The sequence below is a fragment of the Anaerococcus faecalis genome (assembly GCF_013371425.1).
GTDB classification, from domain to species: Bacteria; Bacillota; Clostridia; order Tissierellales; family Peptoniphilaceae; genus Anaerococcus; species Anaerococcus porci.
In genome coordinates this window covers 70,497-92,588 of record NZ_JABVBA010000002.1, presented here as the reverse complement: position 1 = coordinate 92,588, position 22,092 = coordinate 70,497, and the positions used below count along the sequence as shown (strand labels likewise).

At 28.6% G+C, this 22,092-nt stretch carries 22 protein-coding genes and 3 tRNA genes; 5 read left to right on the top strand and 20 right to left on the bottom strand.

Annotated features, from left to right (window positions below; all coding sequences use genetic code 11):
• Nucleotides 1-73 precede the first annotated feature (73 nt).
• The gene (asnA, locus tag HV819_RS02585; RefSeq protein ID WP_154539333.1) at nt 74-1,087 is read left to right on the top strand and encodes an aspartate--ammonia ligase; all 1,014 of its coding nucleotides are present in this window, start codon (nt 74-76) and stop codon (nt 1,085-1,087) included.
• A gap of 281 nt (nt 1,088-1,368) precedes the next feature.
• Here the strand turns inward: asnA and recQ are convergent, their stop codons facing one another.
• The 8 genes from recQ to HV819_RS02545 all read right to left on the bottom strand — a co-directional run bounded on the left by recQ (nt 1,369) and on the right by HV819_RS02545 (nt 10,193).
• Entirely contained in the window at nt 1,369-3,201 is a 1,833-nt protein-coding gene (recQ, locus tag HV819_RS02580) for a DNA helicase RecQ (protein ID WP_154539335.1), read from the bottom strand.
• A gap of 43 nt (nt 3,202-3,244) precedes the next feature.
• Nucleotides 3,245-4,291, bottom strand: a complete 1,047-nt coding sequence (locus tag HV819_RS02575; protein WP_154539337.1) for a DUF4097 family beta strand repeat-containing protein — start codon at nt 4,289-4,291, stop codon at nt 3,245-3,247.
• Nucleotides 4,284-5,054, bottom strand: a complete 771-nt coding sequence (gene truA, locus HV819_RS02570; RefSeq protein WP_154539338.1) for a tRNA pseudouridine(38-40) synthase TruA — start codon at nt 5,052-5,054, stop codon at nt 4,284-4,286. Before truA ends, HV819_RS02575 begins: the two co-directional genes overlap by 8 nt.
• 1 nt (nt 5,055) lies before the next feature.
• Entirely contained in the window at nt 5,056-5,850 is a 795-nt protein-coding gene (locus HV819_RS02565) for an energy-coupling factor transporter transmembrane component T family protein (RefSeq protein WP_154539339.1), read from the bottom strand.
• Complete coding sequence (locus HV819_RS02560; RefSeq protein WP_154539340.1) at nt 5,843-6,700, bottom strand: energy-coupling factor transporter ATPase; 858 nt, start codon at nt 6,698-6,700, stop codon at nt 5,843-5,845. Before HV819_RS02560 ends, HV819_RS02565 begins: the two co-directional genes overlap by 8 nt.
• Nucleotides 6,697-7,524, bottom strand: coding sequence for an energy-coupling factor transporter ATPase (locus HV819_RS02555; RefSeq protein WP_154539341.1), 828 nt, complete (start codon nt 7,522-7,524; stop codon nt 6,697-6,699). The genes HV819_RS02560 and HV819_RS02555 overlap by 4 nt, the downstream gene beginning before the upstream one ends.
• Before the next feature lie 76 nt (nt 7,525-7,600).
• Nucleotides 7,601-9,019: a L,D-transpeptidase family protein gene (locus HV819_RS02550; protein ID WP_176269431.1), complete on the bottom strand. Its 1,419-nt coding sequence runs from the start codon at nt 9,017-9,019 to the stop codon at nt 7,601-7,603.
• Nucleotides 9,020-9,068: 49 nt separating this feature from the next.
• Nucleotides 9,069-10,193: a THUMP domain-containing class I SAM-dependent RNA methyltransferase gene (locus HV819_RS02545; protein WP_154539343.1), complete on the bottom strand. Its 1,125-nt coding sequence runs from the start codon at nt 10,191-10,193 to the stop codon at nt 9,069-9,071.
• 115 nt (nt 10,194-10,308) lie between these two features.
• Between HV819_RS02545 and HV819_RS02540 the strand changes: the two genes are divergently transcribed.
• Nucleotides 10,309-10,668 carry a desulfoferrodoxin family protein gene (locus HV819_RS02540; RefSeq protein ID WP_154539344.1) on the top strand — a complete coding sequence of 120 codons (360 nt, stop codon included), beginning with the start codon at nt 10,309-10,311 and terminating at the stop codon, nt 10,666-10,668.
• Nucleotides 10,669-10,720: 52 nt separating this feature from the next.
• On the opposite strand, the gene HV819_RS02535 is transcribed toward HV819_RS02540, so the two are convergent.
• On the bottom strand, nt 10,721-11,575 hold the full coding sequence (locus HV819_RS02535; protein ID WP_154539346.1) for a DegV family protein: 855 nt from the start codon (nt 11,573-11,575) through the stop codon (nt 10,721-10,723).
• Between the two features lie 9 nt (nt 11,576-11,584).
• Nucleotides 11,585-12,358: an MBL fold metallo-hydrolase gene (locus HV819_RS02530; RefSeq protein ID WP_154539348.1), complete on the bottom strand. Its 774-nt coding sequence runs from the start codon at nt 12,356-12,358 to the stop codon at nt 11,585-11,587.
• Nucleotides 12,359-12,460: 102 nt separating this feature from the next.
• On the opposite strand from HV819_RS02530, the gene HV819_RS02525 reads away from it, so the two are divergent.
• Together HV819_RS02525 and HV819_RS02520 are read left to right on the top strand one after the other, a co-directional pair.
• Complete coding sequence (locus HV819_RS02525) at nt 12,461-12,937, top strand: aminoacyl-tRNA deacylase (RefSeq protein ID WP_154539350.1); 477 nt, start codon at nt 12,461-12,463, stop codon at nt 12,935-12,937.
• Nucleotides 12,934-13,638, top strand: a complete 705-nt coding sequence (locus HV819_RS02520) for a hypothetical protein (protein ID WP_154539352.1) — start codon at nt 12,934-12,936, stop codon at nt 13,636-13,638. Before HV819_RS02525 ends, HV819_RS02520 begins: the two co-directional genes overlap by 4 nt.
• A 99-nt stretch (nt 13,639-13,737) precedes the next feature.
• On the opposite strand, the gene HV819_RS02515 is transcribed toward HV819_RS02520, so the two are convergent.
• The 7 genes from HV819_RS02515 to HV819_RS02485 all read right to left on the bottom strand — a co-directional run bounded on the left by HV819_RS02515 (nt 13,738) and on the right by HV819_RS02485 (nt 17,812).
• Nucleotides 13,738-14,655: a DMT family transporter gene (locus HV819_RS02515; protein ID WP_154539354.1), complete on the bottom strand. Its 918-nt coding sequence runs from the start codon at nt 14,653-14,655 to the stop codon at nt 13,738-13,740.
• Between the two features lie 7 nt (nt 14,656-14,662).
• A complete protein-coding gene (locus HV819_RS02510; protein ID WP_154539356.1) occupies nt 14,663-15,529 on the bottom strand; it encodes a DegV family protein in 867 nt (288 codons plus the stop codon).
• Nucleotides 15,530-15,538: 9 nt separating this feature from the next.
• Nucleotides 15,539-16,840 (bottom strand): histidine--tRNA ligase, encoded by a 1,302-nt coding sequence (gene hisS, locus HV819_RS02505; RefSeq protein WP_154539358.1) that lies wholly within the window; start codon nt 16,838-16,840, stop codon nt 15,539-15,541.
• A gap of 13 nt (nt 16,841-16,853) precedes the next feature.
• Nucleotides 16,854-17,525, bottom strand: a complete 672-nt coding sequence (locus tag HV819_RS02500) for a DUF6873 family GME fold protein (protein ID WP_154539360.1) — start codon at nt 17,523-17,525, stop codon at nt 16,854-16,856.
• 53 nt (nt 17,526-17,578) lie between these two features.
• Nucleotides 17,579-17,652, bottom strand: a tRNA-Cys gene (locus HV819_RS02495).
• Between the two features lie 3 nt (nt 17,653-17,655).
• Nucleotides 17,656-17,730, bottom strand: a tRNA-Gly gene (locus tag HV819_RS02490).
• A 6-nt stretch (nt 17,731-17,736) separates the two neighbouring features.
• Nucleotides 17,737-17,812: transfer RNA gene (locus tag HV819_RS02485), tRNA-Phe, on the bottom strand.
• A 315-nt stretch (nt 17,813-18,127) separates the two neighbouring features.
• Here HV819_RS02485 and HV819_RS02480 point away from each other — a divergent pair.
• Entirely contained in the window at nt 18,128-18,508 is a 381-nt protein-coding gene (locus HV819_RS02480) for a VOC family protein (protein WP_176269430.1), read from the top strand.
• A 51-nt stretch (nt 18,509-18,559) separates the two neighbouring features.
• Here the strand turns inward: HV819_RS02480 and rlmH are convergent, their stop codons facing one another.
• The 3 genes from rlmH to HV819_RS02465 all read right to left on the bottom strand — a co-directional run bounded on the left by rlmH (nt 18,560) and on the right by HV819_RS02465 (nt 22,016).
• Nucleotides 18,560-19,042: a 23S rRNA (pseudouridine(1915)-N(3))-methyltransferase RlmH gene (gene rlmH / locus HV819_RS02475; RefSeq protein ID WP_154539364.1), complete on the bottom strand. Its 483-nt coding sequence runs from the start codon at nt 19,040-19,042 to the stop codon at nt 18,560-18,562.
• The gene (trmB, locus tag HV819_RS02470) at nt 19,039-19,671 is read right to left on the bottom strand and encodes a tRNA (guanosine(46)-N7)-methyltransferase TrmB (protein ID WP_154539366.1); all 633 of its coding nucleotides are present in this window, start codon (nt 19,669-19,671) and stop codon (nt 19,039-19,041) included. The genes rlmH and trmB overlap by 4 nt, the downstream gene beginning before the upstream one ends.
• Before the next feature lie 92 nt (nt 19,672-19,763).
• Entirely contained in the window at nt 19,764-22,016 is a 2,253-nt protein-coding gene (locus tag HV819_RS02465) for a metallophosphoesterase family protein (protein WP_154539368.1), read from the bottom strand.
• Nucleotides 22,017-22,092 lie beyond the last annotated feature (76 nt).

Sequence of the window (22,092 nt, the reverse complement as noted above, 5' to 3'; positions counted from 1 at the left end):
TTATTAGTTTTTCTTGTAATTTAGGTTAAAAACAATATAATTTAATAGTAAATAATTTAATATAGGAGAGTATATGTCTAAGTTAAGAATACCAGAAAACTATCAAAGTGATAAAAATTTATATAAGACACAATTATTAATTAAAGAAATAAAGGATTTTTTCCAAATAAATCTATCTAACAATTTGAATTTAAAGAGAGTTTCAGCGCCTTTATTTGTAGAAAATTCAACTGGATTAAATGACAACCTATCTGGTGTTGAAGTTCCTGTAAGCTTTACCCTTCCTGAAGCTGACAATAAGTCATGTGAGATTGTCCACTCACTTGCTAAATGGAAGAGATATGCACTAAAAGAATATAATTTTGCAATGTATGAAGGCTTATACACTGATATGAATGCTATTCGAAGATGTGAAATTCCTGATAATACCCACTCATTTTATGTAGACCAATGGGATTGGGAGAAAATCATTAAAGAAGAAGATAGAAATATCGAATATCTAAAAGCTACAGTATTAACTATATTTAATACTTTAAGGGCTCTAGATGAATATCTATGCAAGCTTATTCCAAAAAGATTAAAACTTTTACCAAATGACATAAAGTTTATTACTTCACAAGAGCTATTAGATGAGTTTCCTGATGCAAAAGATAGTATGGAAAGAGAAAAACTTGCATGTGAAAAATATAAGGCTATATTTTTAATGCAAATAGGTAAAGAGCTTTCTAATAATAAAATACATGATATGAGAGCTCCTGACTATGATGATTGGGAACTTAATGGAGATATAATAGTTTATAACCCAGTTTTAGATGAACAACTTGAATTATCATCTATGGGAATAAGAGTAAATAAAGAAACCCTTAAAAAACAATTAAAAATTTCAAATTGTGAAGATAGGATGAAACTTGACTACCACAAGATGCTAGCAGAAGGTAAATTACCTCAAACTATAGGTGGTGGAATTGGCCAATCAAGGCTATGTATGTTCTTTTTACAAAAAGCTCATATTGGAGAAGTGCAAGTTTCATATTGGCCAAAAGAAATGTTAGATGAATTAAGAAAAAATTCTATTACTTTATTATAATCACTATACAAAATCTTTTAAAAAAATTTAAGGTAAGCTAATAAAGTTAAACCTTATACCAGAGTTAGTTTATTACTATCTCTGGTATTTTTTATTCTAAATATAGTAGTGAGAGTATTTTACTCTTCTTTTTTATTTCTATTGAAATTTAATTTTTAATTTTTCTTTACAAATACTTCATAGTGCTTTTATTTTGAATTTTATTCATCAAGAAGCCTAGCTTTTCGAATTAATGTATACTCTTTTTTGAATAAAACTGATAAATGTGTACATGTATAAGCCTAACTTTTAATATCATTTAATTTAGGAGAATTTTTTAAATTTAACCTATTTTCATTTTGGTATTCGCTTATTTCTTTTATAAATATATCCCCATATTGGATAAGTTTTTTTTCTCCTACTCCTTTTACTCTTAAAAAATCCTCATCATTTTGTGGCTTTATTTTTGCCATATCTATTAAGGATGCATCAGAGAAGATTATAAATGGGGGTATATTTCTTTTTTTGGATAAATTTAATCTGAGTTTTTTAAGCCTATTAAAGAGGGATAAATCATAATTACTATAATTTGTGGAATATTTTATTTTTGACTTATCCTCTTTTATGTTTTTAATAAATATATTTTTCTTGTCAAACAAGACCTCTTTAGACTTTTCAGTAAGTTTTAAAATAGGAAATTCAAGTCCTGATACCCTTATATACCCATCTGCAACTAGAACACCTATTAAATCTTTGATATATTTTTTTGATGAGTCTTTCATAATTGCAAAGGTTGATATCTTGTCTAAGCCTTTTTCTTTAGATATTTGACTTCTAGATCCTTTAAGACAGTCTACTACAGTAGTCATTCCATACCTTTGATCTAGCCTATATATACAAGATAGGATTTTTTGACTGTCTATAGTTACATCTAATTTTTCATAAGTGTCTAAGCAATTTGAACAATTATTACATGAATCTTCAGCATCCTGACCAAAATAATTTAGGATGTACTTCCTTAAACACATATTTGTATTGACATAGGAAATTATACTTTGTAGTTTGTTAAGCTTTACAAACTGATACTCTTTATTTTGTGATTGTGATATAAGATACTTATTAACTATTATATCTTGTCCAGAATAAAGTAGAATTGCATCAGACTTTTCCCCATCTCTTCCAGCCCTACCAGCTTCTTGGTAGTAAGACTCCATATCTTTTGGCATATTCATATGTATAACATATCTTACATCGGACTTATCAATACCCATACCAAAAGCATTTGTTGCTACTATTATATTCTTCCTATCATATAAAAAGTCCTCTTGGTTATTTTTCCTTTCATTTTCACTAAGACCTGCATGATATCTTGTTACCCTATATCCTTTATTTTTAAGTTTCATATAGGTCTTATCAACTCTTTTCCTAGTAGATGCATAAATTATTCCAGATAAATCAGCCTTGTCTTTTAAGTAATTTTCTAAAAATTTTAGTTTATCATTAGGTTTTTTCACTTCAAATAGTATATTTTCTCTATCAAATCCTGTGATTTTTACAAAGGGGTCTTTAAGTTTTAAATTTTCAATTATATCATCCCTTACATTTTTGGTAGCTGTAGCAGTAAATGCTGTAATTTGAAGATTTCCTCCAAGTTGATCATAAATTTTAGGAATGAGTTTATATGATGGTCTAAAATCATGTCCCCACTGTGATATACAATGGGCTTCATCACAAGCTATAAAAGATATATTACATTGTTTAATAAACGAGATAAAAAAATCATTTTCTAATCTTTCTGGAGATATATATAAGATTTTTAATTCTCCATTTTTAATTTTCCTTAGGGTATTTCTATAATCCTCTATATCAAGACTTGAATTTATTAATCCTGCCTTTATACCATTTTCAACTAAAGAATCAACTTGATCTTTCATAAGTGAAATCAAGGGGCTTATAACTAAGGCTAATCCTTCCATCATTAAAGCTGGTAGTTGATAGCATATTGACTTACCACCTCCTGTTGGAAGTACCCCTAGACAATCTTTCCCATTCAAGATATTTCTTATAAGCTCTTCTTGTCCCTTTCTAAAAGAGTCATATCCAAAATACTTTTTTAAATTTTCTAAAATATCCATTCTCCACCTTTTCTTAGGTAAAAAAAATAATTAAGCATAAAACTTAATTATTTTCTTTATTATCATTATTTTCCACATTTTTATCTTTTTCATCTTTATTAATAGGACTATTAATTTCTGATTTATCAACTGGAGTCTCAAAGTTTTCGTCACTATTATTTGACTTAGGGGATGTGAAATATTCTTCATCTTCTATTTTATCTCCCTCACCTTTGTTAAACAATATATCTCCCACCTTAGTTGTTAAATCTATTGTCTTGTCTTTCTTATTATCTAAGACATACCCATCTAATATATTTCTATAAGATACATTCCCGATAACAAAATTTCCTATATTAAGTTTTGCCTTTATATTAAATGATTCAATAGGATCTTTTGTCTTTATTATTATATCTCCGTTATCAGATGTGAAACTTTCATTGCTTAAAAGCTTAGAATCTTCTAGTCTTATATTTCCAATAGATGTTTTAAATAACGTATCTTTAAGTTCAGACTCTTTCACTAATATAGAACCTACATTATTTGTGACTGAACCTACAAGTTTAGAATTTTCAAAACTTATATTACCACTTTCAAGTTTGAGATCCATGTCATTTACATTTAAAGATGATATCTTAATATCGCCTGCTCCTACACTGCCACTTAACTTTTCTATAGTACTATCTTTAGGTAGAAATATCCTGACTATTTGGATTTTATTTTTCATATAAAGTTCTTTTCCCTTTATATTTGAAGAAATTATTAATTTTCCATCCTTAAAGTTTACATCTACTTCATAAGACGAATCACCCTTGTATAAATTTGTATATTCAACATAAGGATTTGTTGAAGATTCCTCTATCCTTACATCACAAGTCTTAAGGTCAAATTGGATTTCTTTGATATCATTTAAGTCTACTCTCATGATTTTTGATGAATTATAAGAGTTTTCGCTTATCTCATCAGAAGACTTTTCTGAGCCTCGTGAAAAATTTATATTCCTAGTTAAAAAAAATATTAAGGCTAGTATAAGTAAGGCAAATAAGCCCAAGCCAATTTGCTTTTTATCTAATTTGAATTTATTTTTTTCTTTTTTATTCTCTTTACTCATCACTGTCTCCTATCAAAAACTTATAGTCTATATTATCAAGGTACAAGCCTCCTGCCTTCAGAGTAGGATTAGCTCTTTTAGTATTTTCTTCATTAAAATAATTTTTAAAATCTTCTAAGCTTATTTTACCTCGAGAAAGCTCAATTAAACTACCTGCCATAATCCTAACTTGATTATGAAGAAAACTTTCACCTATAAAAAATAAATATAGCTTATTATTTTCTACTCTAAAGTAGCAATCTTTAATAGTTCTAACTGTATTTATTGTATCATTTTTTTCATTAATACAAAATGCTTTAAAATCGTGTTCACCCTTTAATATTAAAAGTCCTTTTTCTAATAAAGAAAAATTAAGTTTATAAGTTATATTTTCCATATAATTTCTATAAATAGGATGAAGAACTTTTTCAAGTGATATCACATATTTATAGGTTTTAGTCTTTACAGAGAATCTTGCATGGAAATTTTTATCTACCTTTCTTGATGATAGGACCAGAATATCATCTGGTAAGAATTTTTTTAAGTGGAAGTGAAACTTATCTGCCTGGATATCTGTGGCAGTTAAAAAATTTACATACATTAAATTTGCATGGACTCCACTATCAGTTCTACCTGCAGCAATTATCCTATTTTTTTCACCTGTTACGTTTCTTACTGCAATTTCTAGGCACTCTTGTATAGTTCTTTTGTTTTCTTGAATTTGAAATCCAGAAAAATTTGTTCCATCATATTGGATGCTTAGTAAAATATTTTGTATAGACATATTATATGAAATATATAGCTATTACAATAGCACAAAATACTATAAAAGAAATAAGAACTACATAATCTATATTTGACATTTTGATTTCATTTAGTCTAGTTCGCCTTCGTCCTATTCTATATAATCTTGCCTCCATAGCAGTTGCAAGATCATCACTTCTTTTGAAAGAATTTATAAATAATGGAACTAAAAGAGGAATCATATTCTTTGCCCTATTTACTATATTTCCACTTTCAAAGTCAGCTCCTCTTGCCATTTGTGCCATTTTTATTCTTTGAGCTTCCTCAAAAAGAGTTGGAATAAATCTTAAAGAAATAGAAACCATCATAGCAAGCTCTCCAGCTGGAAAACCAAATCTTTTTAAAGGTCCAAATAACTTTTCAAGTCCATCAGTTAATTCCATAGGACTTGTAGTAAATGTCAGTACTGATGTGGATACAACAATCATTATAATCCTTATAAACATAAATACTGTTTTATAAAGACCTTCATATGTTGCTGTTAAAGAAAATATTGTAAAAAGCTCTTTTCCTTCTGTTGTAAATAAATTAATAAGTCCAGTTATAAGTAGTATCCAAATCAAAGGTTTAATACTTTTTACAAGAGATTTTACAGGTATTTTTCCAACCCAAATCATTAAAGCTAGAATAATTACAAATGGAATGTATCCAATAAAGTCTTCTACAAAAAATATTGTTATTATAAATAATAATGAACAAACAAGCTTAACTCTTGGATCAAGTCTATGAATAAAGGTATCATATGGTAGGTATTGACCTATTGCTATGTTATTCATTTTTTGCCTCCAAATATCTTTTAAGCTCAATTACTGCATCATCTACAGTATATATATCATCTCTAACATTTGCACCATTTTTTCTAAGAGCTTTCATAAATTTTGATACTTGTGGTATATCAAGGCCTATTGATAATAAATCTGTCTCTGTAAATGTTTCATAGGTTGACTTATCTGAAAATACTTTTCCCTTATTCATTACAATAACCCTATCCACATACTTTGCCACATCCTCCATTGAATGAGAAACTAAAACAATTGTAAGCTCTGGATCATTGTTATAAAGCTTTAAAATCTCTTCGAATATATCATCTCTTCCTTTAGGATCAAGTCCTGCTGTTAGTTCATCTAGGACTAATACTTTAGGATTCATTGATATAATACCACTTACAGCAACTCTTCTTTGCTGACCTCCTGAAAGTTCAAATGGAGATTTCTCACTTATTTTTTCAAAATCAAGACCTACAGCTTCCATAGATGATTTTACTCTCTTATCTATTTCTTTATCATCTAGTCCCATATTTCTAGGACCAAATCCTATATCCTTTGCTACAGTTTCTTCAAATAATTGATTTTCAGGATATTGAAAAACTAGTCCTACCTTAAATCTAATATCTCTTCTTTTATTTTTTTCCTTTGTATTTACTCCATCTACAATAACATCACCCTTACTTGGGATTAAAAGTCCATTTAAAAGTTGAACAAGGGTTGATTTTCCTGAACCTGTTTGACCAATAAGACCTATGATTTCATGTTTTTTTATGGTTAAATTTATATTTTTTAAGGCATAAGATGGATTTTTAGTATCTTCATTGTAGATATAGTCAACATTATTTAGTTCTATATTCATATTAACTCCAAAAATTCTTCTATATTTAAAGGTAATTTATCAAATCTATAGCCATCTTTCCTAAGTTTAAAAGCAATTTCTGTAACTTGAGGGACTGTAAGTCCTAAAGCTTTCATTTCATCAACTTTAGAAAACACTTCTCTAGCACTTCCTTCAAGAGCCTTTCTACCTTCATTTAAAACTATTATCCTATCAGCCATAGCTGCCTCTTCCATGTAATGGGTAATATGAACTACAGTTTTATTCATATCCTTATTTAAAGTCTTTATTATATTCATTACATCAGCCCTACCTTGTGGATCAAGCATAGCTGTTGGCTCATCAAATATTATACAATCAGATAACATGGCGATTACACCTGCTATAGAAACTCTTTGCTTTTGACCTCCAGAAAGCTCTGATGGTGATTTTTTAACATAATCTTCCATACCAACAAGCTTTATAGCCTCGTCTACTCTTTCTCTTAGCTTTGGATTTTCAACTTGTAGATTCTCAGGTCCAAAGGCAACTTCTTGTTCTACAGTTGTTGCAACCATTTGATTATCAGGATTTTGAAATACCATAGAGCATTTTTCTCTTATATCCCAAATTTTATCCTCATCCTTTGTATTCATACCTGCTATCCATATATCACCACTTGTAGGAAATATTTGTCCATTTAAAAGTTTTGCAAGGGTTGATTTCCCAGATCCATTGTGACCAAGAATTGCAACAAATTCCCCATCATTAATCTCAAGTGATAAACTCTTCAGAGCATGAGTATATTCAATATTTTCATCAGATTCATTTTTATAAGAAAAATTTAAATTTTCAATCTTTATCAATTTTTCTTCCTTTCACTTATATATTCTTATATAAAGATAAAAAGTGACTATCATTAAGATAGCACTTTTTAAATCCTTAATATGCCATTTGTGGCGAATATGAAGTAGATGATTCATATACTACTACCGGTGTATTTACATCTACTAGTTCAAATAATTTTTGTGCTTGTGATGGTGGCATATTTAAGCAACCATGAGAACCATTATTTTGATAAATATTACCTCCAAAGGCTCCTCTCCATGGGGCATCGTGGAATCCTTCACCATCCCAACCAATAGGCATCCAATATTCAACTGGGGTCTCATATTTTGACCCATCAAAATCTGTACCCTTAAGTGTTGATTTTCTTTCTTTTGATAGAATTGAACCTACACCTACATTAGTTAGAGCATTTTCTGATAACCTTCCTGTAACTATATCAGTTGATAATAATAATTCGCCATCTCTGTAATACCACATATGCTGTCTAGAAAGATCAACTTCTACATAGGTATTTCCTAAATCTGTTCCATCCTCAAGTCTTTTTAATCCATACCTTTCATAAACTGGCTCAATTTCTTGGCTTTTCCTTTGGTTAAAAGCATCATAAAGGGAATTTATAGTTTCATCTATATTAAGTTTGAATCCATAAACTCCAGGATTTACAGTGATTTCTCCTATATCTGTTGCCTTAAACTTTCTATTTCTTCCATAGGTATTAGTTTCTTCGGCCATATTCTCTACATAAGAATATACTTTTTCATAATTAAGGCTTAGCTTTCCATCCTTATCCTCAATCATGCCAGCAAGAGTTTCTCCCTCAATTTTCTTATCAAAACCATTAATATTAAATTTAAAACTCAAAGCCAAAACTTCGTTTGCATCTTTTAATTCTTTTTTAATATTAGAATCATTTGCAAGCCTTTTAGGTCTATTATAAAAAGAATCATCAAGTTTTATGTTTGCATTTCTAGTTTGTAAGGCGTCTACCACTGCACTTTTTAGCTTATTATAATCAATTTCATTTCCTAAAACTTCTTTTTTTAATATGAATTTTTGACCATCATATGCTATTTCTGCATCTTTTGGTTTGGTTATATTGTTCATAAGCTCTGATGATTTAATTATTTCTTCAAGTTTATTATCATCATAATTTATATTATAATCAAATTTATAATTTTCTTTAGTAAAAAAACTTATAGGCCACTTTAAGGGATTTTGATCAAGACTTGCTTCCTTAGGAATATTAGCTTTATAATCTACATCTTGGGATTTAAAGTTTAATTTTCTTTCGTCTTCTCCCTCAATATTAATTTCAAAATCATCAACTGAATCTCCTACTACAGTATCTTTTGAAGCAAAAGATACATTTTTACCGTTAACATAAGTATTTGGTAGGGTAATAAAATTAAATATTACTCCTCCTATAATATATATTCCAAGTACAATAAGAGCAAAAACTAAGATTTTATGTCTTATACTTGTCTTTTTATCTTCATTTGTGATAATAAGCACCTCCAATTATTGCTGTATTTATAGTACCCTTAAATTTACATTTTTCTATTTAAATCTGGGCTTTTTTTCCAAAATATTGATAAAGATCTACTTTTTGACCTCCATTATATAGTTTTCTCTTCTTTGATAGTCTTTTTTTTATATTTTTGTCAATATTCTTATCTGATGAAATAATAAACAAAGACCAAGTAGAAAGTTTTTTAAACTTATTATTTATAAGATTATTTACTTCTTTTGTATCAAACCTTGAAAGTCTTTCTCCATAGGGTGGATTTGATATAAAGATTCCATAATTATCCCTCAGATTAATATCTTTAAAGTTATTATTTATAAATGTTATATCTTCTTCAACTCCAGCATTTAAGGCATTAATTTTAGAAAGCTCTATTGCTCTTTTTGAAATATCAGACCCTAAAATATTGAGCTTTTTAGAAAAATCTATTCGCTCATATGCTTCCTTTTTTATTTTTTCAAATTCTTCAGTATTAAAAAATAGGTACTTAGTAAAATCAAAATTCCTATCTATTCCAGGAAGTATTCCTCTTTCTTTCCTTGCAGCCTCTATTAGAATAGTTCCAGATCCACAAAATCCATCCACTAGAAACCTATCATATTTATAAAATGAAAGATCAACTAAGGCCGCTGCAAGATTTTCTCTTAAAGGTGCCTTAACAGAATCTTCTCTATACCCCCTCTTATGAAGTCCATCTCCAGATGTATCAAAACATACTGATACCACATTTTTTTCAATCATTAGTTCAATTTTTACCCTAGCGTTTGTCTTTTTGAAAGTTCCTATTTTATACTTTCTTCGTAAAGATTCAATCACAGCTTTTTCCCCTATTGATTGAATAGATGGTATTGAATGAAGTTTTGACTTAAATGTTCTTGCATTGACCATAAAATTATCATCTTCTCTTATATAATCAAACCAATCAATAGCCTTCATTTTTTCAAAAAGTTCATCAAAAGTTTTTGCCTCAAAAGATTTTATTTCTAAATAGACTCTATCAGCCTCTCTTAATGATAGGTTAAGATATGCCATATCCTTTAGACTTCCGTTTATAGTTAGCATTCCATTATCTACTTTTATATTTTTGAAATTTTCCTCTTGTAATTGTCTTTTAACCAAACTTTCAAGTCCAAAGCTTGTTGTAATTAAAATTTTTTCCATAATAAGTTTATTATATCAAATAAGAGCTCATTTTAAAAAGAAATTAAAACTAATGTTAATTTTCATAAAAATAGGGTAATAATAAAAATGTAGATAAAAACTTTAGGAGGAATAAATGTTATTAACACAAACAGTACAATCAGGTGATTGGAAAAACGAAAAACACGTACCAGAATTAGAATACAAAGAACTAGATGAAGGTAAATATGAAGTTTCTGCTGCTGTAGGAACAGAAATTGAACACCCTAATACACTAGAGCACCATATAGTTTGGATAAAAGTATTTTTCATTCCAGAAGGTAGCAAGTTACCTATAGAAGTAGCAGATTATAATTTCTCAGCTCATGGTGAATCCGAAGTTTACTCAGTACCAAAGGCAGTAGGTGAATTTAAATCCGAGAAAAAAGGTACACTTTTTGCACTAAGCTATTGCAACATTCATGGTTTATGGGAAAACTCATTAGAAATTAAATAAGTGAATTTTACAAAAGACCTGGCGATGCCAGGTCTTTATTTATTACTATTAATCAATCCAATGGCAAAAATCCAAAACCAAATAGACCTGGTCCTGTATTTACCCCAAGACTTGGTGCTATCTTAGATGTTAAAAATAGACTTGATTTTTCTTTAAAACTTTCAAGCTTCTCTTCTAAAATTTCTTGCCCTCTTTTATATCCTGCATTGGATATTATCATATAATATTTATCAAGCTTACCCAAGTATTCATTGGCTAATTTTTCCATTTCTTTTATAACCTTTTTCTCACCTCTACATGTTTTAACTATATGATATTTCCCATCATTTGGGTCACACAAGATTATAGGTTTTATATTTAGTAATTCTCCAACCTTGCCAAAGGCTCTTGGCACCCTACCACCAGCTATTATATATTTAAAGGTATCTAAGGTAAAAAATATTTTTGATTCTTGCTTCTTTTTTTCTATTTTTTCAACAATTTCATCAATATCTAAGCAGTCATCAATTAACTTTTTACCATATATAGCCAAAAGACCTGTAGTTAAGGCCACTGATTTTGAGTCTATCACCCTAATATCCAGTTTATTATAGTCCATTTGCTTACATAAGTTATAGAAACCAGTGAAGTTTTTAGAAATTGTTATAATAATTAACTTTTCATATCCATCATTTACTATCTGATCAAATTTTTCTTTTAATTCTCCAGGTGATGGAATTGAAGTTTTTGGTAATTTTTCATTTTTTTCCATCCACTTATAGAAATCATCTGGACTTAGCTCAAATTGTTCCTTATAAAATTTTCCATCTAAATTCACATAAAAAGGCATCATATAAATGCCAAATTCTTCGCTTTTTTTTATGTCGATATCAGATCCAGAATCGACCAAAATTGCAATTTTTTCCATTTTTACCTCTTATTCCTTTATATCTACTATTATTTTTTGACCCTTATCTATTATTGGCCTAAAAATAGTAGAATCTAATTTTACTTCTCTTTTAAATCTTTGACTTATTGTTTCATGATCTCCACTATGAAGGGGAAACATCAATTGTGGACTTACGCTATTAGCAAAAATCTTTGGTCCTTTGTAATAATTTTCTTCAAGTCTATAATCCACTGGGAAAAAGGCTATATCTATTGAGCATTCTTTTATCTTTTCAACTTCTTCGATAAAAGAATAATACTCCTTCTTATCAGTTTTGTCATCATTATCTTTCCATGCCCAATAATTTAAATCTCCTGCATGAAATATAGATATTCCACTTACATAAAGTAGAATAGATATTCCTACATCGGTTGACCCAAATGTTTTTATCCCAATGCTTTCCTTACCTATCTTAATATCTTTATACCTATCCTTTCCTATCAAAAGAACATTTTTTGATGAATAAAGTGATTTTAATTGGTCTATACCAAGCTTACTATCCTTTATATATATAATATTGTCTTCACTTTCTAAGTAAGCAATGTCTTCTGAAAGAATATAGGTATATTTTTCCATATTAGGTATTTTAAGTATTTCAGATGTATAATGGTCAGAATGTCCATGACTTGCTACAAAGATAACCTTTTTATCTTCTGGTATATTTAAAACTCCTTTGTAATAGTCAAATATAATAAAATAGTCTCCTATCTCTACAGTATAACATGAATGATAGATATATGTTATTATAATTTTTTCAATCATTTATAATCTCCTAGTTTCTTATAATTAATCTATACCCATTTAGAATCATAAAAAATGATTTTTTGGATTATTAGAGTAATATAAAATTATGAGGAGTTAATTATGGCAAATACTAAAACAAATGCGATGAGAATATTAGAAAATAATAATATAGAATATGAAGAGATAGAATACGACTTAGATGGAGAATTTATCTCTGCTGTGGATGCAGGTGAAAAAGCTCATGAAGACCTTGATATTATGTTTAAGACTATAGCCTGTCTTTCTAAGGATGGATATGTAATAATATATCTTGTAAGAAGTTATGACTCAATTGATATGAAAAAGGCTGCTAAAATTGCTGGGGTTAAATCCATATCAATCCTTCCAACCAAGAAGTTAAAGTCAACTGTAGGCTACCAAAGAGGAGAAACAAGTCCTCTTGCTATGAAAAAAAACTTTCCTGTCTTTATTGATGATAGTGCAAAAGAGCTTGATAAAATGATTGTATCAGGTGGAAAAGTTGGTGTTTCCATAGTTCTTAATCCAAAAGATTTGGCAAAAGTAACTAAGGCAAAATTCGAAAATATTAGACAATGAAAGTAATAATATTTAAGGATGGGAAAGCTTTTTTTTATGAAGGTAAGAATTCATTTGAAATAAGGAAAAATTTAAAAAAACTTTCTTATTATAAATTTGGTGAATCAAATGAATCTGATAGAATAAAACTTCTTATAGAAAATGATAAAGATGATGAAATTTTAAGACTTTTAGTAATTCTTTCTCCAATTTTCATAACTATATTTGATAATTCAAATGACCTTTCTTTTTTTAAAGAATATCTTAAGCATTCAAATTTCACCTATGGACTTTATCCTAATTTTTTTGAAGGATTTGATAGGGATAAATATTTTGAATTTTATAAAGGACATGAAAAAAATGAAGATATAGTATTAAATTTTGATAATACTATAGTTTTTACCATAAATTATATAGAAGATAAATATATAGTATCCCTTATAGCATTAATTGAAGTTCTATTTAATAAATACAATAGAAGGGTACTTATAGACTACTTTAAAGAAATTAGAAACGATATAGTTATAAATGGTAGACGATCTATACTTGCAAATGATATATATGCTTTCTACCTATCAAAATATCTTATAAATTGGGCACTCGACTTAATGAAGATTGTAAGATATAAGGATAAAAAAAATTTTGAATTAATAAGACCTATTTATGAGCTTTCAAACAATTTAAAAAGACCAATAATAAAAAAATCTAATAAGAATCAATAAAATAACCCCATAAATTGTATCTAATTATATATGGTCCTTTTACTAGGTCTATCCAATAAAAAGATTACATATCAAAAAACAATTTATGGGGCCAGTTAATTATTCAATAACTTTTTTCTTAGTTTTTCCTTTTATTAATACTAATGAACCTAAAAGTACTAAAATCAGTCCAAAAAATAGTCTTATTGTAAATGATTCACCCAATACTATAACGGATAAGATTGAACCAAAGATTGGTATAAATAATTTAAATACTCCAAACTTATTCGCTGAATGGTTTTGTAGCACTATTGTCCATATAGTAAATGAAGTAGCCGTTATAAAAGCACCATATAATAACATAATAAGAGCCTTAGGAGTAAAATAGAGTTCATTAACTTGTAGAATTTTACCAAATATTAACAAAGGCAAGGAGCCTATAAGTAGAGCGAAGCCATTTAATAGGTATGGACTTTGACCTTTTGAATATTTTCTTATTAAAACTGAACATAGGGCATTTATAAACGTTGATGTAAAAATAAAACCTTCACCTGTTATCTTAAATCCACCACCAAATCCCTTATTCGAATTTACTAAAACTATACCCAATGTTCCTATAATCAAGGCAAAAATTGTATTTATGGATAACTTATCTTCAGGAACAAGTACAAGTGATATCAAGACAATCATAAATGAGTTTGATGCTTGGATTATAGATGACTTAACACCTGTAGTATTAGAAAGTCCTATATAATAGAAAAAATATTGAAGGCTTGTTTGAAAAAGTGCAAGTATAATAACAAACTTTAAATTTATTCTCGATAAAGATATTTTTTCTTTTCCTAATATAATTGCGTATAAAAAGGCAAGTATACCCGCCATAAAAAACCTTATTCCAGCTATATATACTTTAGAAAAGGTATCAAAACTTTCTACACCAAGCTCAATATATGTTGATTTTATTAAAGGAATTGCACTTCCCCACAATAACATTGCAATCAAGGAAAAAATTATGGCATTTTTCTTATCTTTTAACATGAATCTCCTATCTTTTTTTAGCAAAATATGAAATTGAATACATACCTGGACCCACATGACTTCCTATAAGAGAACCTATTGGTGCAAGCTTAATTTCTGCATTTGGAAATTCTTGTTCTAAAAGTTCTTTTAACTTTTTGGCATTTTCATCATAGTAGGCATAACCTATTAAAACTTTATTAGATATATCATCTCTCCAATTATCCCTAAAATTACTTATTAGAGTCTTTAAAGCTTTTTTGTTTCCTCTTTCAAGCTTTAATATAGCCAACGCACCTTCATCATCAATATGAATAAGTGGTTTTACTCTTAAGAAATCTCCTATTCCCGCTTGTGTTTTACTAATTCTTCCACCCTTATATAGGTATTTTAAACTATCCACACCAAATTGGGATGCAAGAAATTTAGAATTTTCTTTTATAAATTCCAAAAGTTCATCAAGACTTTGACCATCTTTTTGTTTTTTTTCTAAAATTTCCATCATAAGACCTCCGCCAGTTGATGCTTGACGAGGATTACAGATTTCAATTCTTCTATCTTTATACTTATCTTTTAAATTTTCTTTTGCTGTTTGTGCATTTTGAAAAGTTCCAGATAGCTTATCAGATATACCTAAATATAGAACATCTTTCCCATCTTTTAGAATATCCTCAAAACAACTCTCAAAAGCCTTTAAATTGACCTGACTTGTAGAAACACTATTTCCTTCTATCATATGCTCATAAAAACTATTTAAAAGATCAATTTTATCTCCTGTTATTTCATAAATCTTATCCCCCATACTAGATTGCATAGGAATGGTTACAATATTAGAATTTTTGAAAAATTCAACATTCATATCACTTGAATTGTCGGTAATTATCTTATAGGTCATAATACTCCTCTATTTTAAATATTCTGATATTTTATTAATATCGACACTTACTTGCTCACCATTTTCCATATTTTTAATAGAAACTAGTTTCTTTTCATATTCTTCTTGACCAATTATTATTACTTTCTTGACATTTATCTTATCTGCATAATTCATCTTCTTTTTAAACTTGCCATCTTCAAGATAAATATCAATCTTAAACCCTTCATCTTTTAACTTATTTGCTATATCTATTGCATAGAAATTTAGGCTTTCATCCATTGGTATAATAAGAGAATCTGTAAAATTCTCCCTGTATTTTTCAATAAGCCCAAGTTCTTGAAATTGGTAGAATAATCTAGTAAGACCTATTGATAATCCTACTCCAGGAAGGGCTTGTTTTGAAAAGTTTTCAGCTAAATTTTCATATCTTCCACCAGAGCAAACTGAGCCTATTGATTCATATCCATCTAAAAATGTCTCATAAACTGTAGATGTATAATAATCAAGCCCTCTTGTAATAGATAAGTCTATAAGAATTGACTTATCATCAATCCCAAATTTAAGCATATACTTATATACTTCCTTTAGCTCTTTCAAACCCTTTTTATAATTTTCATTCAAATCTAAGTTTTCAAGGTAGGATAAAGTTGCTTCATTGCCTTTATCTGTGTTAATAAGCTTTAAAATCTCTTCACTTTTTTCACTTCCAACAATTTCATCTAAAAGTTCTTTTGTTTTTTCATCACCAATCTTAGCTTTTTTATCAATTGTCCTTAAAACTTCTTCCTTTTCTTCTATATCAAGAGATTCAAAAAATCCATTCAATAATTTTCTATTGTTTATATGAAAAGTTATCCCATCAAAATTAAGTTTTTGAAATATATCATAAATAACCTTAGGTATAAGAGCATCATTGTGGATAGATAAAGAATTATTTCCAATTATATCTATGTCACATTGGTAAAATTCCTTATATCTTCCCTTTTGATTTCTTTCACCCCTATAAACTTTTGCTATTTGATATCTTTTAAATGGAAAATTTAATTCAGAAAAGTGTTCTGCTACGTATCTTGCAAGAGGAACTGTAAGATCAAATCTTAAAGACATATCTTTTTTTGATGAATCTATGGCAAATATTTGTTTTTCAGTTTCTCCACCACCCTTGGCAAATAAAATATCATTTTTTTCTATTGCTGGTGTATCAATTGGCAAAAATTGATAAGATAAAAAAGTTTTTTCTATTGTATTTTTGATTTTATCAAATACTATTTGATCTTCTGGCAAAAGTTCCATAACTCCTGCTATTGTTTGTGGTTTTACTATATTCATATTTCCTTCCTTACTAAATCCAAATTAATGACCCAGTATCTAATAAATTACTGTCTGGATATAATAAATCTAATTTTTCTTTAACTATTATACTTTTAATTATATCATATGAGGACAATCTTTCTATATTTCCATTAAATAAGGCAATTTTTTCATCTACAAGCCCAAAACATCCTCCCAAAAAACCTTTAGAAAATCCATCAAGCTCAATTTCTTCTTCATTTAAAAGATAAATTTTTAGCTTATCTTTAAGTCTTTTATATATACCTAAATCAGATGTAAGTAATGAGTCATTTAAAACAATTGTAGAACATCTAGTGTATCCTTGTTTTACAAACAAGTGGTCTTTATTTTTAAAATATTTTCTTATATTTTTTTCAGTAAAATTATTGTGAATGTAGAATTCTTTAAAGGAAACTACATTATATATAGAGTCATTAGGATATTTATATGACACTTTTTCTCCTTTGATAATTCTAATATGAGGAAGTTTATCCTTATAGTACGAGCTTACACTAGCATCTATAATAATAGTATTTTCATCTACCTTACACAAAGACAGGTCTGGATGATCTGCTATTCTTTCATCAAGATTAGGATTGTCTATAGTTTTTATATATGGGATTTTTTTAAAATCTAAATAATCTGTAAATTCTTTTCTTGACTTATGGCTAATAATTAACATATATATCCTTTCATTTTAGATACAAAAAAAGCCCTCTTCGAGGACTTGTTGTGTGGAGGCGCCACCCAGATTTGAACTGGGGATAAAGGTGTTGCAGACCTCTGCCTTACCACTTGGCTATGGCGCCTTATGGAGCGGAAGACGGGATTCGAACCCGCGACCCTCGCCTTGGCAAGGCGATACTCTACCACTGAGCCACTTCCGCATATACTGGTGCCCAGAGGCGGAATCGAACCACCGACACGGGGATTTTCAGTCCCCTGCTCTACCGACTGAGCTATCTGGGCTAAACATTACTTTAATAGTATAAGCTTTATTTGCAATCTTGTCAAATATTTTTTAAGAGTTTTTATTTTTTTGTAATACTATTATATAAAATTTTGCTTGATATATTTTTAATTATACCACTTCCGTTTGTTTTGGCAAAAGATAAGTATATTAAAGCTAGCCATTAATTTAAGAATTTCTCATTCGTTTTATTTGCTAATTTATACTTTAAAAATTAAATAAAGTATAGCAATACCTATATAAATATTCATTTTAATTAGATAACTTATAATTTCCTTTATATTTGGGTATAGTAATAATACTTAGGAGGTAATATGAAATTTAAAGCTTTACACACATGTATATACACAGATAACGATAAAGAAAGTATAAAATTCTACGAAGATGCGTTAAATATGCATATAACAAGTAGAAAGGATTTTGATGATGATGATGAATTTTCACTAATTTATATGGCGAGTGAAGATGAGAAATATGAGCTAGAATTAACTTATAATCATGATGGACGTAAGTATAAACATGGTTCATATTATGGACATATGGCCTTTGGAGTAAAAAACTTTAAAAAAGCCTACGAGAAACACAAAAAAATGGGTATTGTAAGCCAAAAAATAGGCAGCTTATCTGATGGATCAGCAAAGTTTTACTTTATTAAAGATCCACAAGGTTTTTCAATTGAAATTATAGAAGAATAAAAATAAGCTATTGTAATATGAATTTTTCATACTACAATAGCTTGTTTAGTTTTATTTGTGATAAGGTTGATTGTTTATTATTTTAAATGCCCTATAAATCTGCTCAATTAAAACAAGTCTCATAAGTTTATGAGGTAAGGTCATTTTTGAAAAAGACAATTTATAATTTGCCCTATCACTTATCTTTTTAGAAAGACCATTAGAACCACCTATCACAAAAATTAGTTCTCGACCTCCACCAAAGTTCATCTCATCTTTTATCATATTAGAAAATTTCTCACTCGAAATACTTTTGCCTTCTATCTCAAGACTTATGACAAAGTCAGTATCATTTATCTTTTTTAATATTCTTTCTCCTTCTTTATCTTTAACGATTTCAATCTCAGCTTCTGATAAATTTTCTGGAGCTTTTTCGTCTGAAACTTCTGTGATTTTAAGCTTAGTAAAGGGACTTAGCCTTTTTTTGTATTCATCTATAGCATCCTTAAAATATTTTTCTTTTATTTTGCCTACGCTTACTATAGTTATATTCATAGATTGAACCTTGCCTTCACATAAAAAATAGGCATGTCTTTATCTCTAAATTTTCTTTCATATTCACTAATATAAATGCTTTTTTCCTCACTTAAATCTCTATCAACTTCTAAAATTGTCATACTAAAATCTTCAAAGTATTTAATTGATGCAAGAAAAAAATCTTCATTATCAGTCTTAAGCTCAATTACAGCCTTGTCTTTCACTATATTTTTATACCTATCTAAAAATCTTTTATGACTTAGTCTTCTTTTGTGATGTCGGGTTTTAGGCCATGGGGTTGAAAAATTAAGGTATATCTTATCTATCTCATTTTTTTCAAAAATTTTTTCAAGGTCTTCTGCATCTGCTATAAGTCCTCTTACATTTCTAAGCTCATTTTCTTTAATCTTTCTACTTGCTACTACAAAGGCATTAGTATTTACTTCAAGGGCTATAAAGTTGGTATTTTTATTATTAAACGCAATTTGACTTATAAAATCACCACGTCCTGCCCCAATTTCTAAATGAATTTCTTCTTTATTATTAAATTCTTCGTGCCACTTTCCCTTTTTATCTTCTCCACCAAAAAATATTTGTGGATTTTCTTTCATTTCTGGAATGGCGTTTTCTTTAAACCTTAGTCTCATTTCATATCCTTTCTAAACTATATCTAGTTTACAGAAAAAGAAATAAAAAAACAAGTAAAGAAAGACCTGCTAGAGGTCTTCTTACTTAAATGTTATTTTCTTTTACTTTTAGATAAGCCAAGTATTGATATTGAAATTAATCCTAAGATTGAAGATAGGGATGTGACACCTGTTTTTACATTAGAAGATTTAATGAAATTTTTATTTTCAAAGTCTGAGTCTTTTTTAAAGTTCTCTACTTTTGTCTTTTGAGCTTTTATTTCTTTTTTTATAGATACTTCCTTATCTTTTTGGCAATATTTATCTTTAGAATCTTTTACATTCTTATCCACTTTTGAGTCTTTATTGTCTGTATTTTTATTATCTTCTCTTAGAAATTCTACACCTGATAATCTTGTGTTAAGAACTTCTATTGCACTATCAACTTCTTCTTGACTTGCATTCTTATCATTTAATACCTTGATTGCATTTTCAATTGCATAGTTATATGCTCTTATATTCTCCTTATCAAGTAAAAGCTTTTTTCCTTGAATTTTTCTTATATATGCTTCAAGCTTGCTAAAGTTAGTTTTTTCTTTATTATTAGGATTTTTAATATGTTCGTCAGTTTTATTTATTGTGTATGAATCTACTATATTACCATCAGTATCCATTGTTAGAAGTCTAAACTGGTTTTTAGAGAAAGTAAGTTTTGAGAATAATTGACTTCTATCATCTAAAGATCTTTGAACAAACCATTGATCTTCTCCAATAGGATTGTAAAATTTTGCTCCTGCTGATGCAGACATTGTTAAAAACAGTGTTCCCCTAGGATCTGTAACTTCATTAGAACCATAATCTAAACTTATTCCATCAACCACTACTTTACCATTATCATAGATATAGTTATTATACGTTTTTGTGAAGTTATCTTTAATACCTGCATTAGGATCATTTTTGTGTGTTCCATAAGCTTTTTCAAAATCTAGGGCCTGTTCACCTGCAAGCATATGACCACTTCTTACATAAATATGATCATGTCCATTCAATACTAGATCTATATTGTTATTATTAAATATTTTTACTAGCTCACTTCTTCTTTGAAGTATGTCATCATCTGAGGTGTGGGTTGCTGTGGAGTATGGAGCATGATGGAAGGATACAACTTTCCACGAGAAGTTTGAACCTCTTTTTTCTTCGGCATTTTTTATTGCTTTTTCAATAAATTTAGAATGGATATTTGAATCTCTTTCATTTGAATTTATATTTAAGAAAAGAGTATCTCCATAGCTATACCAATAATCTCCAGGTATGTATGTTCTTGTTCCATCTTCATTTTCATATGAAATTGATCCAAGTTCTGATTCATTTGGAAGATAAAAATGATCAGAAAATACAGTATTTTGTAAGCTTGTATCATTCTTATCAATGTAAGTTTCATGATTTCCAACTACTGATGAGAATATTTTTTCTCTAAATAGGTCATTATCAAAGAAGTAATCATATTCTCCTTCATATCCTGCAATCTCAACATTATCACCCATTGATAAAAAAAAGTGTGGGTCAAGCTTTCTTGCAATCTCTATTGTCTTAGCAAAGTCGATTTTATCTTGATCTACCTTAGCTTGGGTATTTTTATTAAGTCCTTTAGAATCCCATACACTATCACCAGAACCTATTTGTGGATCTCCAATTAAAACCATGGAGAATTCATTATCATTTCCTAAAGCTTTAGTTTTTAGTGTTTTCTTTTCAGTTTTATAATTATCATTTTTTATATAATATTCATAATTTTCACCTGGTTTTATATCTAAAAGAACTGTATAAGTAGAGTAACCATTAGAGTCCCCTGTCTTTCTTGCCCTTTCAGGTTTGTATTCTTTTCCATTAAAGTAAAGTCTTGAACTATCCCTTATCTCTGACTTGCCAAACCAAGTTACTGCAACTTTATTTTCATTTTCACCTGGATTTATAACTACGTTTTTAACAGGAGTATCTATGGCTTTAAGCTTATTATTAGCATATTCACCATTCTTTTTACCATATTCTCCCTTAGTTTCATCTAGTTTAGCCTTAACATTTTTATCAATATTTACTACATTCTTATCTTCACCAAAAGTTTCCCTTTCAGTTTCAGTAGCCCTATTGAATTTATTTGTTCCATCGGATTCTCTTGTATCTTTTTCATTTTTTGGATATGTAACTTCATCATCTTTTGGAATATCAGCTATATTTTTTTCTACAACTTCTTTAGTTTCTTGACCTTCTACATCTGTAATATTAGCTGCTTGGACATTTGAAGTTGGTAGAACTATACTACTTGTACTTGCAATAATTAAAGCTAAGATTAACTTATTTTTTTTCATAAATAACCTCCTATTTCTTATCTATCATTACTATAAAACAAGTTTGTAAAGTTTATTATATAATTGTGTAATTATT